Source organism: Campylobacter sp. RM12651 (assembly GCF_022369475.1).
GTDB lineage: Bacteria > Campylobacterota > Campylobacteria > Campylobacterales > Campylobacteraceae > Campylobacter_E.
The window spans coordinates 916,888-932,842 of sequence record NZ_CP059600.1 but is presented as its reverse complement, the minus strand read 5'-3'; the positions used below and the strand labels follow the sequence as shown (position 1 = coordinate 932,842).

10 protein-coding genes are annotated in these 15,955 nt (G+C 28.3%); 1 reads left to right on the top strand and 9 read right to left on the bottom strand.

Annotation, left to right across the window (positions count from 1 at the left end; translation table 11 throughout):
• Positions 1 to 74: 74 nt before the first annotated feature.
• From AVBRAN_RS04545 to mltG, 8 genes are all read right to left on the bottom strand, one after another.
• A complete protein-coding gene (locus AVBRAN_RS04545; RefSeq protein WP_214118513.1) occupies positions 75 to 647 on the bottom strand; it encodes a 2-oxoacid:acceptor oxidoreductase family protein in 573 nt (190 codons plus the stop codon).
• Complete coding sequence (locus AVBRAN_RS04540; RefSeq protein ID WP_214118511.1) at positions 644 to 1,498, bottom strand: 2-oxoglutarate ferredoxin oxidoreductase subunit beta; 855 nt, start codon at positions 1,496 to 1,498, stop codon at positions 644 to 646. Before AVBRAN_RS04540 ends, AVBRAN_RS04545 begins: the two co-directional genes overlap by 4 nt.
• Positions 1,498 to 2,622: a 2-oxoglutarate synthase subunit alpha gene (locus tag AVBRAN_RS04535; protein WP_214150341.1), complete on the bottom strand. Its 1,125-nt coding sequence runs from the start codon at positions 2,620 to 2,622 to the stop codon at positions 1,498 to 1,500. Before AVBRAN_RS04535 ends, AVBRAN_RS04540 begins: the two co-directional genes overlap by 1 nt.
• Positions 2,623 to 2,624: 2 nt before the next feature.
• Positions 2,625 to 2,933, bottom strand: a complete 309-nt coding sequence (locus AVBRAN_RS04530) for a 4Fe-4S binding protein (protein ID WP_214118508.1) — start codon at positions 2,931 to 2,933, stop codon at positions 2,625 to 2,627.
• Between the two features lie 37 nt (positions 2,934 to 2,970).
• Positions 2,971 to 3,840 carry a succinate--CoA ligase subunit alpha gene (gene sucD / locus AVBRAN_RS04525; protein ID WP_214118506.1) on the bottom strand — a complete coding sequence of 290 codons (870 nt, stop codon included), beginning with the start codon at positions 3,838 to 3,840 and terminating at the stop codon, positions 2,971 to 2,973.
• Positions 3,841 to 3,849: 9 nt separating this feature from the next.
• Positions 3,850 to 5,013 carry an ADP-forming succinate--CoA ligase subunit beta gene (sucC, locus tag AVBRAN_RS04520; RefSeq protein WP_214118504.1) on the bottom strand — a complete coding sequence of 388 codons (1,164 nt, stop codon included), beginning with the start codon at positions 5,011 to 5,013 and terminating at the stop codon, positions 3,850 to 3,852.
• Positions 5,014 to 5,022: 9 nt separating this feature from the next.
• On the bottom strand, positions 5,023 to 7,197 hold the full coding sequence (locus tag AVBRAN_RS04515; RefSeq protein ID WP_239803665.1) for an NADP-dependent isocitrate dehydrogenase: 2,175 nt from the start codon (positions 7,195 to 7,197) through the stop codon (positions 5,023 to 5,025).
• A gap of 81 nt (positions 7,198 to 7,278) precedes the next feature.
• The gene (gene mltG, locus AVBRAN_RS04510) at positions 7,279 to 8,229 is read right to left on the bottom strand and encodes an endolytic transglycosylase MltG (protein ID WP_214118499.1); all 951 of its coding nucleotides are present in this window, start codon (positions 8,227 to 8,229) and stop codon (positions 7,279 to 7,281) included.
• On the opposite strand from mltG, the gene AVBRAN_RS04505 reads away from it, so the two are divergent.
• Positions 8,174 to 10,693 carry an AsmA-like C-terminal domain-containing protein gene (locus tag AVBRAN_RS04505; protein WP_239803664.1) on the top strand — a complete coding sequence of 840 codons (2,520 nt, stop codon included), beginning with the start codon at positions 8,174 to 8,176 and terminating at the stop codon, positions 10,691 to 10,693. The two genes, mltG and AVBRAN_RS04505, sit on opposite strands and share 56 nt — an antisense overlap.
• A gap of 189 nt (positions 10,694 to 10,882) precedes the next feature.
• Here AVBRAN_RS04505 and AVBRAN_RS04500 read toward each other — a convergent pair whose 3' ends face one another.
• Complete coding sequence (locus AVBRAN_RS04500) at positions 10,883 to 15,868, bottom strand: autotransporter outer membrane beta-barrel domain-containing protein (protein WP_239803663.1); 4,986 nt, start codon at positions 15,866 to 15,868, stop codon at positions 10,883 to 10,885.
• Between the last annotated feature and the right edge of the window lie 87 nt (positions 15,869 to 15,955).

Below are 15,955 nucleotides of genomic sequence, written 5' to 3'. Positions count from 1 at the left end.
TTTTTAATAATTTAAAGATTAATATTAAATTTTTATTAAATAATTAATATTTAAGCCCTATAAAGGGCTTAAAATTATTCTCCTAAAGCTTTTTTAGCGTATTTTATACCTAAATCATAAGCCTTAGCATTTGCATCACGAGTTTTTGGTGGCACATGACTTAACATAACTTCTTTTACAACATCAGTATCCATACATTTGCTCATATATACCGCAATTGCAAGCGCAACAACTGATTGAGTAGCCACATTGCCAACTTCATCTTTAGCTATTGTAATGATTGGAATTTCAAATATTTTAAATTTCTTTCTATCTTCTTCACTTGGTTTTACTAGATTTGGCTCAACTACTATTATTCCACCTTCACAAACACCATCTTTAAAACCAGAATAGCCTTTTTGAGCAGTTGAAAGCATAAAAGTAATTTCGCCTTCAACTGCATAAGGAAATAATATTTCTTCATCATCTAAAATAATATCAACCTTAGTTGGACCACCACGAACTTGAGAAGTATATGTACTAGCTTTTATAGCATAAGCACCTTTTTTACTACTTCCACCCTTTTCCATCCAAGCAGCTGCTAAAATCTCACCAGCAGTAATTACACCTTGACCGCCTTCTCCACCAAATCTTAATTGGAATTTCATTTAGCACCCCCTAAAGCATTTAAATTAACCATTCTACCTTCTTTAGCAGCACGGCGAACTTCTTCATAAGCTTTGCAATATTCAGGTTTAGTTTTATTTTCATATAAAATTCCAACTGGGAATTTATCAACTTTTTCTTCATCGCTTAATTTATCAAATTTAGATTTTTCAACAGAACGATTACTTATCCAATCAAGCATTTGAACAGCTTCGCCCATTTTATTTTTACGACCTAAATTAATATGGCAGTTACTAAAGCAATCAATAAAACTATATCCTTCATGAGCCATTGCTTTATAAATCATATTTTCAAGTTTAGCAGCATCAATTACATTACCACGAGCTATAAAACTAGCTCCAGCTGCTTTTACTAATTCGCAAGCATCAAATGTAGGGTCAATATTACCAAATTGAGCTGTAACTGTGTAAAATCCTTGTGGGGTCATTGGGCTTGTTTGAGAATTTGTAAGTCCATAAATAAAGTTATTAATCATAATATGAGTTAAATCAATATTTCTTCTTGCAGCATGGATTAAATGATTACCACCAATTGCAGTTGTATCGCCATCACCTGTTACAACTATTACATGTTTAGTTGGATTAGCTAATTTAATACCAGTTGCATAAGCTAATGCACGACCATGAGTTGTATGAACGGTATTGCAATTTACATATGAGCTCATACGACCACTACAGCCAATACCACTAACTACGCAAACATCATCCATATTCCAACCCATTTTTGCAATTGCTTTAATAATACATTTTAAAACAACACCATCACCACATCCCCAGCACCACTGAGTAGGCATTTTATCTACTCTTAAATAATCATCATAATTAAAAGCCATTAGAAACTCTCCTTTACTTTTGCTTCAATTTCACTTGGAGTTATTGGACGACCATTAGCTCTATGTAAGCTAGCAAAATCATCTCTCTTACTTGCTCTTTGAATTTCTTCTAAATATTGTCCCATATTTAATTCTGTTACTAAAATTTTCTTAAATCTTGAGCAAACTTCAGCTATTTTTTTCTCATGAACTGGATATAAAGTAATTGGTCTAAATAAACCTACTTTCAATCCTTGCGCTCTAAGTCTTGCAATTGCTTCTTTTGCAGCACGAGCAACGCTTCCGTAAGCAATAATGCAAATATCAGCATCATCTAACATATATTCTTCATAAAGTGCTAATTCATCTACTTTATTTTTAATCTTACCGACTAATCTTCTCATATTATAATCAACTATTTTGCCATCTTCAGTTGGAAAACCTATATCTCCGTGATGAAGACCAGCTATATGATAACGATAGCCTTTAAAGAATGGATTTAATGTAGCAGGTTCATCCATATCAGCTTTATAAGGTTTATAATCTTTTGGGTCTCCTGTAAATTCACGGCGTGGTTCTATTTTTAAATCTTTTACATCAGGTAAAATTGCTTTACCATTCATATGTCCAACCGTTTCGTCCATTAATAAAAATACTGGAGTTGAGTATTTATTAGCATAATTAAATGCTGTTATTGTTAGATTATAGCTTTCTTCAAGACTAGCAGGTGCAATAGCAATACTTGCTATATCTCCATGACTTGGAGCTTTTGCTTGAAATAAATCGCCTTGAGCAACACGAGTTGGAAGACCAGTTGATGGACCACCACGCATAACATTTACTATTACGATTGGAATTTCAGCTATATATGCAAGTCCTATTTGTTCTGCTTTTAAGCTAATTCCAGGACCACTACTTGCAGTCATTGCTTTTGCACCACTCATAGCCGCACCTAGTGCAACGCTAATTCCACTTATCTCATCTTCCATTTGAATAAATGTTCCACCAGCTTTTGGTAGCATATGGCTTAATTCATGAGCTATCTCACTACTAGGAGTTATTGGATAACCACCAAAAAAAGAACAACCACAATCAATTGCAGCTTGAGCTATTAAATTATTTCCTGTTGATATTACTTCTCTCATCTTTACGCCTTTAACTTTTTAAAATTGTTAGCTTTAATTGCAGCCGCTCTATCTTTACCTTCTTGAGTAGGTTTTGCAAATTTAAAGCCTTTAGCATCTGCAACATTAATCGCAAAATCAGGACAATGAGTTTCACAATCTCTACAACCTATGCATGATTCTGGATTAACTACTTCAATCATTTGACCTAAAACAGCACTTGGTTCATCTCTCATAGCAATAACGCCCATAGGACAATAGCTTACGCATATATTACAGGCTTTACATCTTTTTTCATCCACCCATACAGGTGCATTATTATTATTTTCCATTTTTAACCTTTCTAAGCCTAGATTATCTAGGCTTTAATTATTTTAAAATTTCTTTGATTTTTTTACCGATATCTGCAGGAGAATCAACTACATGAACTCCATAGCTTTTTAAAGCTTCTTTTTTAGCAGCAGCACTTTCGTCAGCACTTCCTACAATAGCACCTGCGTGACCCATTCTTTTACCTTTTGGAGCAGTTGCACCTGCTATAAATGCTACAACAGGTTTTGTGATATTTTCTTTTATAAATTTAGCAGCTTCAACTTCTAAGCTTCCACCAATTTCACCTATCATAACTATAGCTTTAGTTTCGCTATCTTTTTCAAATTCAGCTAATAATTCTTTATAAGCAAGACCTATGATTGGGTCTCCTCCAATTCCAACTGCAGTTGTAATTCCATAACCACCTAAAACAACTTGATTTGCTGCTTCATAAGTTAAAGTTCCACTTTTAGAAATTACACCGATATTTCCTTTTTTAAATATAAAGCCTGGCATAATTCCTAATTTACATTCATCTGCAGTGATAATTCCTGGGCAGTTTGGTCCAATTATTTTCATACCTTTTTTATTTGCATAAGCTTTTGCGAACATCATATCTTTTACAGGAGTATGTTCTGTGATTACTACTGCAAGTTTAATTCCTGCATCAGCAGCTTCAATGATACTATCTCCAACAGCAAAAGGAGGAACGAAAATTAAACTTGTATCAGCACCAGTTTTACTAACTGCTTCTTTAACCGTATCAAATACAGGCTTTCCTAAATGAGTTTCTCCACCTTTAAATGGAGTTACACCACCAACTATATTTGTACCATAAGCAATACATTGTTCTGCGTGAAATGTAGCTTCTTTACCTGTAAAGCCTTGAACTATTACTTTTGTATTTTTATTTACTAATATACTCATTTTTTCTCCTTACTTTACTAAGCTTTTTACAATTTCAGCACCATTTGCAAAATCTGTTGCTGCGTGAATATTTTTAAGACCTGAATTATCTAGAATTTCTTTTGCTTCTTTAGCGTTTGTTCCATCTAAGCGAACTACTACAGGAATATCAATTTTAGTTGTTTTTGTAGCTTCTAAAACACCATTTGCAATTCTATCACATCTTACGATACCACCAAAAATATTAATGAAAATTACTTTTACATTCTTATCTCTCATAATAATCTCAAATGCTTTTGCAACGGTTTCAGCACTTGCTCCACCACCAACATCTAAGAAGTTTGCTGGTTTGCAGCCACTATAATTAATAATATCCATTGTAGCCATAGCAAGACCTGCACCATTTACCATACAAGCCACATCGCCATCAAGTTTTACATAACTTAAACCATATTTACTAGCTTCTAGCTCTGCTGGGTTTTCTTCTGTTTCATCTTTTAATTCTGCAATATCTGGATTTCTATAAAGACCACTATCATCAAAACTCATCTTAGCATCAAGTGCGAAAAACTCGCCTTCTGCAGTTTTGATTAATGGGTTAATTTCTACTAAATTTGCATCTTTTGCTAAATATAATTTATATAATTTATCTATAAATGTTATTAATTTTTTACCTTCATCTTTATTTAGACCTAAAACTTTTACTACTTCAAGTCCGTGAAACATTTTAAAGCCAATTGCAGGGTCAATTGTAACTTTTGCTATTTTTTCAGGTTGCTCTGCTGCAACTTTTTCTATATCCATACCACCTTCACTTGAAGCAATGATTGTGATTTTTTCTTCCATTCTATTAAATAATAGTGCTAAATAATATTCTTTAGCAATATTTGCACCACTTTCAATATAAAGTTTTCTAACAAGTTTTCCTTCTGGTCCTGTTTGATGAGTTACAAGGTTCATACCTAATATTTTTTCAGCATACATTTTAACTTCATCTAAATTCTTAGCGATTTTTACACCGCCACCTAAACCACGACCACCAGCATGGATTTGAGCTTTTACAGCCCAAACACTTCCGCCTAATTCTTTTGCGTTTGCAACAGCTTCTTCAACACTAAATGCAACCTTACCTTTTAAAGTAGGCACACCAAATTTAGCAAAAATTTCTTTTGCTTGATATTCGTGTATATTCATATTTTCTCCTTAAATTGATTTTAAAATTTCATTAAATGTAACACTTGGTCTCATTATCTTTTCAGCTACTTCGCCTAAAACATAATATCCACCTAATTCAACTGCTTTACCTTCTTCATTCATATATTCTTCAATGATTTTAGAAGAATTTGAATTAAGTTTATCAGCAATAACTTTAAAAAACTTATTCATACTTTCATCATTATTTTGCTTAGCAAGTGCATTCGCTAAATATATTGCAAAATACACATGACTTGTTCTATTATCGTTTTCTTTCGCATTTCTACTTGGAGCTTTATTTTCATTTAAATAATGAGATATTGCTTCATCAAAAGCTTCTGCCATAACTTTTGCTTTTGCATTGCCTTTGTTTCCTTCAAATTCAAGTGAGCTTTGAAGAGCTAAAAACTCGCCTAAACTATCCCATCTTAAGTGATTTTCTAATACAACTTGCTCAACTTGTTTTGGAGCAGAACCACCCGCACCTGTTTCAAACATAGCTCCGCCATTTAGCATTGGAACTATTGAAAGCATTTTCGCACTTGTTCCTAATTCAAGTATTGGGAAAAGATCTGTTAAATAATCTCTTAAAACATTACCTGTAATTGATATACAATTTTTACCACTTCTAATAATTTCTAAACTTTTTTTGCAAGCTTCATAAGGGCTTAAGATTAAGAAAGTTTCTCCTAATTCTTTTTTAACTAAATCAATGATTATTCTATCACTTGCTCTTTTGCTATCAAGCCAGAAAATTCCTTGCTCGCCACTTAATTCACATCTTTGTTTTGCAAGTTTTATCCAGTTTGCTATTGCATCAGGTTTTGCTAAATTAATTCTATAAATATCACCCTTTTTAACATCGTGTGATAATAAAACTTCGCCATTTAACTCTATTTGATAAGTAGCGTCGCAATCAGCTATGAAAGTTTTATCATGAGAGCCATATTCTTGAGCTTTTTTAGCCATTAAACCAACATTGCTAACCGAACCAACCACACTTGGATTAATACTTCCATTAGCTCTCATATCATCTAAAACTGCTTGATAAATTGTTGCGTATGTTTGATCAGGAATAACAGCATTTGTATCCATTTCTGCACCATTTTTATCCCATAATTTAGCACCATTTTTAAGCATTGCAGGCATTGAAGCATCTACAATTACATCACTTGGAACATGAAGATTAGTAATACCTTTATCAGAATTAACCATTGAAATTGGTGCTCTTGTATTTAATATTTCTTCGTATCTTTTTAGGATTAAATCTTTTTTGCTTGAGTTTTCAACCTTACTTAAAAGCTCACTTAAACCATTATTTGGATTAATGCCTAGATTTGCAAACTCATCGCCAAATTCAGCAAATAAATCTTTAAAATAAACTTTTAAAGCGTGAGCAAATAATACAGGGTCACTTACTTTCATCATAGTTGCTTTTAAATGAAGTGAGAATAAAATATTTTCTTGTTTGCAGTGATTGATTTGTTTTTCATAAAACTCATCTAGTTTTGCAACATTCATAAAAGTCGCGTCCATTACTTCATCTTTTACAACTTCAAAAGATTTTAGCTCAGTTTTAGCTCCATTTACAACTTTATATAATTTAGCAGTGCCGTTTTCTTTGATTAAAGTTGCCTTTTCATTAGAGAAAAAGTCATCACTACTCATACAAGTTACACAACTTTTACTATCTTTACTAAAGGTTTTTGTTCTATATGGATTTGCTTTTGCGTATTCTTTTACAGCTTTTGTGCTTCTTCTATCTGAGTTTCCTTGTCTTAAAACAGGATTTACAGCAGAACCTAAAACTTTTGCATATTTTTCTTTGATTGCTTTTTCGCTATCATTTTGTGGTTCATCTGGATAATTTGGAACATTATATCCTTTTGATTGTAATTCTTTTATGCAAGCCTTAAGTTGCGGAATAGAAGCAGAAATATTTGGAGTTTTAATTACATTTGCTCCATCAAGTTTTACTAATTCACCAAGTTTTGCAAGTGCATCTTCACACTTTTGCTCATCTTTTAAACACTCTGGAAAACTAGAAACTATTCTTGCAGCCAATGAAATATCAGCTGTGGTAATTTCAATATTTGCATGCTTTAAAAAAGCCTTTGCAATTGGTAAAAAACTTAAAGTTGCCAACGCTGGCGATTCATCTGTGAAAGTATATACAATACTCATCGTAACTCCTTTAATTAAATTTTAGATGAATGTATAACTGCTAAGTTAAAAAAGAGTAAATCAAAAAAAATTAAATTACTCTTATCTTTGCCTTTCTATTTCTTTTTCGTGAGCTGCTAAAGTTGTATTAAACCTATGTGTACCAGTCCTTTTATCTCTCATAAAATATAAATAATTTGTCTTAGCTGGAGAAATTGCTGCCAAAATTGCTTGTGTAGAAACGTTACAAATTGAAACACTTGGTAAACCAGAATTTTTATAAGAATTAAATTCTGAATTATCTTCTCTAATCATTTGTGGAGTTACTTTTATGTGAGAATTCATACCATAATTTAGCATTCCATCCATTTGTAGTTTCATACCTTTATTTAATCTATTATAAATAACACTCGCTACAATAGGCATTTCGCTTTCATTAGCAGCTTCTTTTTGAATAATACTAGCTACTATAATAAATCTATAAAATTTATATTCAGTATAATCTCCAAACACTTTTTTACTAATTGTTTCATTTCTTTTTTTTGTAAATTCTAATAAATATTTTATAAACAATCTTTCACTAATTCCTAATGGAATTGAATAAGTATCAGGAGTTAGCATACCTTCTTTTCTATTTGATTGAGAATATAATTCATCTAATAATTTATCAGGATTCAAATTAAGTTTTTTTGCTGCAATTTCTCTTAAAAAATATTCACTTGTTTCACCTGGAATTAAAGTAAGATTAACTAACGCAGCTTTATTTGTAGTTAGCTCTTTTAAAAATTCATATCTTGTTAAAATAGGTTTAGATACTGCTATCCAACCACTTTGCGGGTGTCCAAAAAATAATAACAAATATTGGTCTATTTTGCTAAATTGCAATTTAGTGTTATTTAAACTTGTTATAATTTTAGCATTAGAGCCTTGTGGTATAAATACAACAGAATTTGACTTAACAGGCTGCAATAAGTAAAACAAAATCGCTAGGACAAAAATGCTTAAAACATCAAAACACATAAATAAAATAATTAAAATTCTTTTTATATTCATATTCTTAATAATCGCCTTTGTATTTGTATTAGCCAATGGAATTTCAATTAAGGATTTTAAATTAATTAATATTGAAATCTCTGAGCTTTATTTGAAACTTGATAAAAAACTAATCTTAAATATAAATAAAGTTTATATAAAAAAAGCAAATAGCAACGAAGCACTAGATATAAATCAAATTAGAAAAAAAATATTAAGCCTTAAAGAATACAAACAAGTATTTTTATTTTTTCAAAGTATTAATATAAAAAATATTCAAATAAATGATGCTTTAGTAAAAATATATTATGATGAAAACCAATTGAATATCCAATCAGATGATATTGAAGCAAATATAAAAATAAATCTATACTCAAATGAGCTTTTAGCAAACATAACAAATCTAAAATATAAAAACTTATATTTTTATGGAGATATAAAGATAGCTAAAGATGTTGAAATTAAAGGATATTTACACTCTATAAACAATGATTTAAACGCAAAAATAAATATAATAAATACAAAAAATGATTTTTTATTAGGCGTTGATAATTTAGAGATTAAAAATCAACAAGAAGCATTTAAGCATATTGAAAATTATTTAAAACCAATACTAAAAGAATGGCTAATAACTAGAGTAAAATTTGATAATTTTAAAGGTAGCTTTATTGTAAAAATAAAAAATAATCAACTAGAAAATACCTTAGGAGAAGGTGTTTTTACAAATGTAATTGCAAATTATAATGATAAAGCACCAAATGCTTATGCAAAAGAAGTTAAATTAAGCTTAAAAGATTATAGTTTAAAGCTATTAGCAAATAATTTAAATTCTCAAGACAATATCACGACTATTGATGAATTTAATTTAACAATAGATAATTTATTAAAGCCAAATATTGATATAAATATCATCTCAAATAATACGCTTTACAATAGTGAAATAGAAAAAATACTAAATGCTTATAATGTTGTTTTAGGGTTAAAGCAAAATAGTGGTAAAACAAGCACCTTAGTTAATATAAAACTAAATAACGACCATACTCACAATGTAAAAGTAGATGTTAAAACCAATGGAAATTATTCTTTTAGCAATTTTAACTTTAACGCTAATTTAAATATAAGTGTAAATGATAATTTAGTAGCAATTCAAGGTAATGCAGATACAAAAGAATTAAAAATAAGCAATGCGGATATAAATTTAGATACTAAAACCAAATTAGCAAGTGTAAATATAAAGACTTTAGGAATTGATTATAAAGATTATTTTTATTACAGCGATAAAGCAAAAATGAATTTAAATCTAAATAATAAAACTTTAGATTTTCCGGCATTAAATACCACAATATATTTTGATAAAAATTTACTTATAAAAAGCGATATTTCAAGTATTATTAGTTATTCAAAGCAACTTAAAAAATTAAATTTTAATGATGGAGATATTGAATTAAGTAGTAAAGATGGGGCATTTTTTGTAAATATATTTAATGCTAAATTTGATTTTAATTTATATAAAAATAATCCAAATAATTTAGATAATAATTATAAATATACTCAAGATGACTTTTATATAAGTATTCAAAACAACATAACCACAATAAATACCAAAAGCAATCTTATTAATTTAAATTCTCAAAACAATAAAACAACTATTAATCTAAATAATCTAATAATAGACGCAAATAAATTAAATAATGATGAAAATAATGATAGCAATAATAATATAGCTCTTAATTTATTAAATTCTAAGATTATTTATAAAGATTTTTTATTTAATTTCAAGAATTTAAAACTAAATAAAAATCCTTATGAAACTTCAATCAGTGCAAGTTTTATTAAAGGTGGAGATTTGATAGCCCAAATAGGAAAAAACAATTTTAAAGCCTACCTAAGAGAACTAAGCCATCAAGCACTAAATGAAATCGTAAATAAAGAAGTTTTTATAAGTGGAGAAATTGATTTAGATGCAAAAGGCAATACTTTAAGTGATTATGAAGGCTTAATTAATATAAGAAATGCCTATTTATCAAATACCAAAAACTACATAAATCTAATCGCATTTATAGAAAGCATACCGGCTTTAGTAACTTTTAATAAGCCGGGTTTTACAAAAAAAGGTTTAGGGATAAAATTTGGCTCAATTGAATTTAGAAATAAAAATGACATTATAAATATTGATAAGGTTAATATTTTAGGTTACAACATAGATTGTAGCGGTCAAGGCATTATTAATACAAAATCAAAAACAGCAGATATTACTCTTAATATTTTTACTCTAAAAAATACAAATAAAATCATAAGCAATATTCCTATCGTAAAAGAAATATTTATAGGCGGTAAGGATAATAAAATAGCTACTCAATTAAAAATTAGCGGTAGTTTAGACAATCTTGAATATAAAACTAGCCTAGCTAAAGATATATTAACAAGTCCTTTTATACTTATGAAAAATATCATCACTCTACCTAAAAATATAATAGATAGATAAAAATTAGAACTATTCAAGTTCTAATTAACCAAAACAATATCAAACAAAAGATAAAAATAAATTAGATGATTTAAAAGATTTGGTTTTTATAAAAGATAATAAAGTATTTAATAAAAACTATTTAATATCAGATGAAATAGCTTTGTATTTAGAATAAAGCTAAGTTAATTAGAACTTATAAAGTTCTAATTAAAACTTATAGCTAAATCCTAAGTTTAATCTATATCCTGTATCAAACTCATTAGAAATATTCTTTGTAAAATCAGCATTAATGTCTAGTTTAGAATTTGGTTTTACTAAAAATCCTATTTTAGCATTTAAGCCACTATCTTGGATATTGTTAAAATTGTTTTCTAAAAGAGCTACTACTTTACTTTTTGAAAGAGCATTTAGGTCTTTAAAGTATTGTAATTCAGTAACTAAGCTAAAGTTTTTGTTAAACTCAACCCCTGCTTTAACTCCTGCTTTTATACTAGCTTGAAGACCTTTTTTAGTTTCTATACTTGCATTAGTTCCTTTTAAGTCTAAGTCCTTATATCTAGTAGCTATTAATTTAATATTAGGCTCTAAGTAATTATTATTTATACTAAATCTATGTCCTAAGCCTAAACCTATTTGATATAAGTCTAAGTAATTAGTAGTATATAAATCAATCTTTTTAGCTTCAAATTTATTTTTTAATGTTACATAAGCTAAAGAATAATCAATAAAGCTTCCATTATAAAAATTAGTAGAAGCATAAGCTCCAAATGACCTTACATTAGTAGAAGAGCTTAAAGCTTTATTTATTTCTAATCTTGAAATATTTGCAAATACTCCATAAGTTAGATTAAATCTATCCAAACTTATATTCTTATCTATACCAACACTTGTGCCTTTGTTTCTTAAATCATTATAATTAGTCTTTAAATAATTATATGAATTATTCACCCAAAAGCCGTGATTTTTAATATCATCTCTTAGATAAGTAAATCTATCATTTAAAATCTCTGCTTGATTTTTTGCTACATAATAAGGTGTATTAATTATGCTTTTTAATTCAGCTTTTGTATTATCGTCTAATAATTCACTCATAAAATAATCTTTATAGTTTTTATTAATTAATTCTGTTGTAGTGTAATTAACATTGCCTTTACCATCAATTATTGCTTGGATTTCATCTTTACTTAATTCTTTACCAGCTAAACCTACACTCCAAACTTCTTTAGTTCCATTCTCATCTTGCATAGTTGTATAATGAACTAGATTAGGTGATAATAATACACTTGAAATAGGTGTTGTATAAGTTACCTTAAAGAAGTCTTTATTAACTACTTTAGGTGTTGTAGCTATTGCATCAGCTCTTGTAGAATTTGAATTAGTAGTATTTGAGTTGTTAGTATTATTAATAATTGCAATAGGAACATAGCCATTAATTAATAAGCCTAAGTTTGTATTAGAAATATTAATTATATTATTAAAGCCACTTGCACCATATCTTGCAATGATTGCTCCACTAAAGTGATTATATAAAGAAGTGTTATATCCACCACCTGTTATATAAAATGTAGAATTAGTAGCGTTTAGATTATTTACTGCTAATTGCCCTACTATTTTTGAATTAGTTGTAGTTAAGGTATTAGCTCTAATACCACCTTTAATAGCTGATTTTTCTATAGTGTAATCTCCACTTGTTATTTCTGCTTTATCATATACACTACTAGCATTATCATCTTTACCTTTTAAAAACACTTTAGTATCTTTAGAGCCTTCATTAGTATTATTTAAGAATACATTTGAGTTTGTAATCTCTCCTTTGTTTGCACTAATAGAAGTTGTTTTTAAATCTATATTTTTAATTACTAGCTTATCATCTACTTTTATTGTTTGAGCTTTTATTTCATCGGTTGTTTTTATATCATCGTTTATAAAATCAATATTATTAGCATTAATGTCTTTAAAGTTGTTATTAGTAGTAGCACTAAGTTTACCATTATTTACTGATACATTGCCTAAAAAGGTATTATTATCAGCTTTTACTTCGGTATTTGTATTTGTAATAATTACATCGCCTTTAAAGGTATTGTTCTCTCCTTCAATCTTACCCATACTTACATTATCTTCATAAAAAGCTCCATCGGTTTTTAAAATACCACTACCTGTTACTTTTTCTGATACCTTTGAGCCTTCTTCTACATTTATAAAGCCTTCGTTTTTTATTTCTCCTTTGATTTCTGAGCCGTTTATTACACTTACTTTTGCATCTTTACTATCAATTATTATGCCTTGCTCTAATGTAGCTTTATCTAAGACATTGTTTTTACTATCGCCTGTAATAGTTAGAGTTTGTTTGAATATAGAACCAACTGCACTTATGCTATCAGCACTAACATTACCTTGAAAAGTGCTTTTTTCATCGCTTAATAATTTATTTGCAGTTATATCTCCACTAAAGATTGTATTACTTGATTTAAAGTCATTGCCTACTTTGAAATTTCCATCAATAGTAGTTTGGCTTTCGTTATTTATAGTTAAATCGTTTGTAACATTTATAGTATTAGTAGAACCATCAGCTTTATTAGTAATACTAGAATTATTTAAAGTTAAATTATTAGCAGTTATATCGCCTTTAATATTAGAATTATTTAATTCCATATTATTTGTAGTATTAATACTACCTTGAATAATTGTATTGCTTGATTTAAAGTCGTTGCCTACTTTGAAATTTCCTGTGATGGTTTTTGCTTCTGTGCTAGTTGAGTTATCTATGCTAATATCATTTTTTACTATTACATTTGAAGCTTCTAGGTTAGTATTAGTTAAGCTTACATTACCTACTTCGTTTATATCACCTTTTATAGTTGAGTTTGTGATGATTACATCTTCTACTTCTTTACTACAACCTTCGTGTTCAAAACAAGTATTTCTATTGTCTTTTGTAATATTTCCATTAAGAGTAGAATTATCTATATAAACTTTTTGAGTTCCTTGGATATTTCCATTTAAAACTGAATTGTTTTTAAGATGAAGTTCGCCTGTTTCTACTGAACTATTAATAATTGAATTATCAATATTTAAAAAAGTGCCTATTTTATTAATTTTATAATATATAGCATTACTTGTAGAATTTAAATATTCTTGATTTAAAGTGGTAATCATAGGAGCAGTAATATTACTATCTTTAATATCTATAACTTTTGCATATATCATATTATTTGCATTATTGTTTGTAATTGTAGTTTTTGTAAAGCTAAGATAGTCAGTCATATACTTAATAAGTGATGAATTATTATGTATACCTATTCCTACTTCTTTTAAACTTGAATTTGATATATTTACTTTATTGTTTACTAAAGAATCTGCCGAATTCTTTCTCCAAGCATTAATACTATTATTTGACATTTTGAGATTATTAATATCCAATGTTACATCATTCTCTACAAAGAAACCAAAATTATATTCTTTATCTTTGAAATCTTCTTTACCATCGAATTTTAAAGATTGTTCGGCAATAACCAAACCTTTTTCGTAAATAATATCAGATAATACTTTTTTATTTTCATCATTTAAATAAATATTAGCACCCTTTAAGGTTCCGCTGACACTACTTAAACCATCAAAATAAATTTTTCCACCTATAAAATCAGCATTTACTTTTGTATTATTAAAATAAGTATTTCCGAGATTTATGTTGCCTTGATATTCAGAATTATTAAATACATACTTATTATTATTTGATTTAATAGTACCCAAATTTGAAATTACTTTGGTGCTATTAAATTCTATATTATTAGCCAAGATAGAAATATTTTTATCATTATTAACAATACTCCCACCATTAAAAACAACATTATCTAAAGTAGATGCTAAACCCACAGCTGTATTAGTTAGTTTTGAATTGTTAAAAGTGGTTGTATTAGTGTTAGAACTTGAAAAATTATTAATAGCAGTATTTATAAATTCACTATCATTAAATGTAGCACTAGCATTATTACCCAAAGTTATATGATGACCTGTTCCTTTTATATTTTCATTTTTAACTAAAATTCTATTAAAGGTATTATCTCCATTTAAATCAATTCTATTATTGCCAGAACTAAGAGCAACATCGCTAAATGTAACCCCATTTAATTGCATATGATTTCCGGTAGATTGTATATCTAATTTTTTATCAGCAGTTCCACTAGCAGTTGAATTTGTAATATTTAAATTCTTACTTGAAATATCAGCTTTTATAGTGCTATCACTTATATTTGTAGTTCCACTTATAATAGATTTGCTATTTATAATTGAGCCATTTGTAGCAGTTAGATTACCTGCATTTATACTTCCACTTATTTCTGAATTATCTAAAGTAACATTTGTATTAATAGCATTATTATTAACAGAAACACTATTAATATTAGCGTTAATGTTAGAATTATTTTTAATACTTATACTAGATGTATTTTGTAAAATTATTGAGCTATCATCAATAAAGGTAGAATCTATTTCAGCATTATTTTTAATTCTTATCTCTGTTCCAATAATAGATGAATTATTAATATTTAAATCTCTAGCAAAAATATTAGATGTTTTTTCATCTTGAGTTTTGTCAAATATAACACTTTCTAATGTTAATTTTGGCACATAAGGTCTTTGTGTTAATTTACTAGTTGAATTTATCTTTTCAAAACCCAACTGACTATCATAAATTAATGAATTTTTAATAACTAAAGCACCATTTGTATTATCTTCCGACCAAGCTTCTAATTTAACATCGCTAATTACTGAACCATCAAAAGTAACACTAGCAGTATCTTTAAGTAGATAATTAAAATTACTTGAATTCTTATTCCCTTGTAAATCAGTTTTAATAAAATTAACCACTCCATCAAAATCAACTCTACTATCTAAGTCTAACTTGCCATTAGTAATGCTTGCATTTTTAATATTTGTAGTTCCACCGGTTGAAGTTACTTTTAAATCTGTATAATTTTTAGCAGTAGTATTACCTATATTTAGTGTTCCACCAGTTTGATTAATAATTTTATCGGTTTCAGCTGCATTATAATTTTTATTGCTACTATTACTTACATTAATAGTATTACTTTGCACTAATGTATTAGCAGTGCTTGGAATAGTATCAGCAAGAGCTAAATTACCCCCCCCCGCTAATATAAAAGTTATTAAAGATAATTTTATAGTTCTATTCATTTTCTCCCCTAAAAAATAAATGAAAAATGCTTTATTATAGTTAAAAATCAATATATAAAGGTTAATCAATTGCTAACAAAATGGGGG

Excerpts from the sequence above, each read along its gene's own strand:
- AVBRAN_RS04545 (WP_214118513.1), bottom strand. The coding sequence starts at position 647 with ATGAAATTCCAATTAAGATTTGGTGGAGAAGGCGGTCAAGGTGTAATT.
- AVBRAN_RS04540 (WP_214118511.1), bottom strand. The coding sequence starts at position 1,498 with ATGGCTTTTAATTATGATGATTATTTAAGAGTAGATAAAATGCCTACT.
- AVBRAN_RS04535 (WP_214150341.1), bottom strand. The coding sequence starts at position 2,622 with ATGAGAGAAGTAATATCAACAGGAAATAATTTAATAGCTCAAGCTGCA.
- AVBRAN_RS04530 (WP_214118508.1), bottom strand. The coding sequence starts at position 2,933 with ATGGAAAATAATAATAATGCACCTGTATGGGTGGATGAAAAAAGATGT.
- sucD (WP_214118506.1), bottom strand. The coding sequence starts at position 3,840 with ATGAGTATATTAGTAAATAAAAATACAAAAGTAATAGTTCAAGGCTTT.
- sucC (WP_214118504.1), bottom strand. The coding sequence starts at position 5,013 with ATGAATATACACGAATATCAAGCAAAAGAAATTTTTGCTAAATTTGGT.
- AVBRAN_RS04515 (WP_239803665.1), bottom strand. The coding sequence starts at position 7,197 with ATGAGTATTGTATATACTTTCACAGATGAATCGCCAGCGTTGGCAACT.
- AVBRAN_RS04505 (WP_239803664.1), top strand. The coding sequence starts at position 8,174 with ATGCTTAAAACATCAAAACACATAAATAAAATAATTAAAATTCTTTTT.
- mltG (WP_214118499.1), bottom strand. The coding sequence starts at position 8,229 with ATGAATATAAAAAGAATTTTAATTATTTTATTTATGTGTTTTGATGTT.
- AVBRAN_RS04500 (WP_239803663.1), bottom strand. The coding sequence starts at position 15,868 with ATGAATAGAACTATAAAATTATCTTTAATAACTTTTATATTAGCGGGG.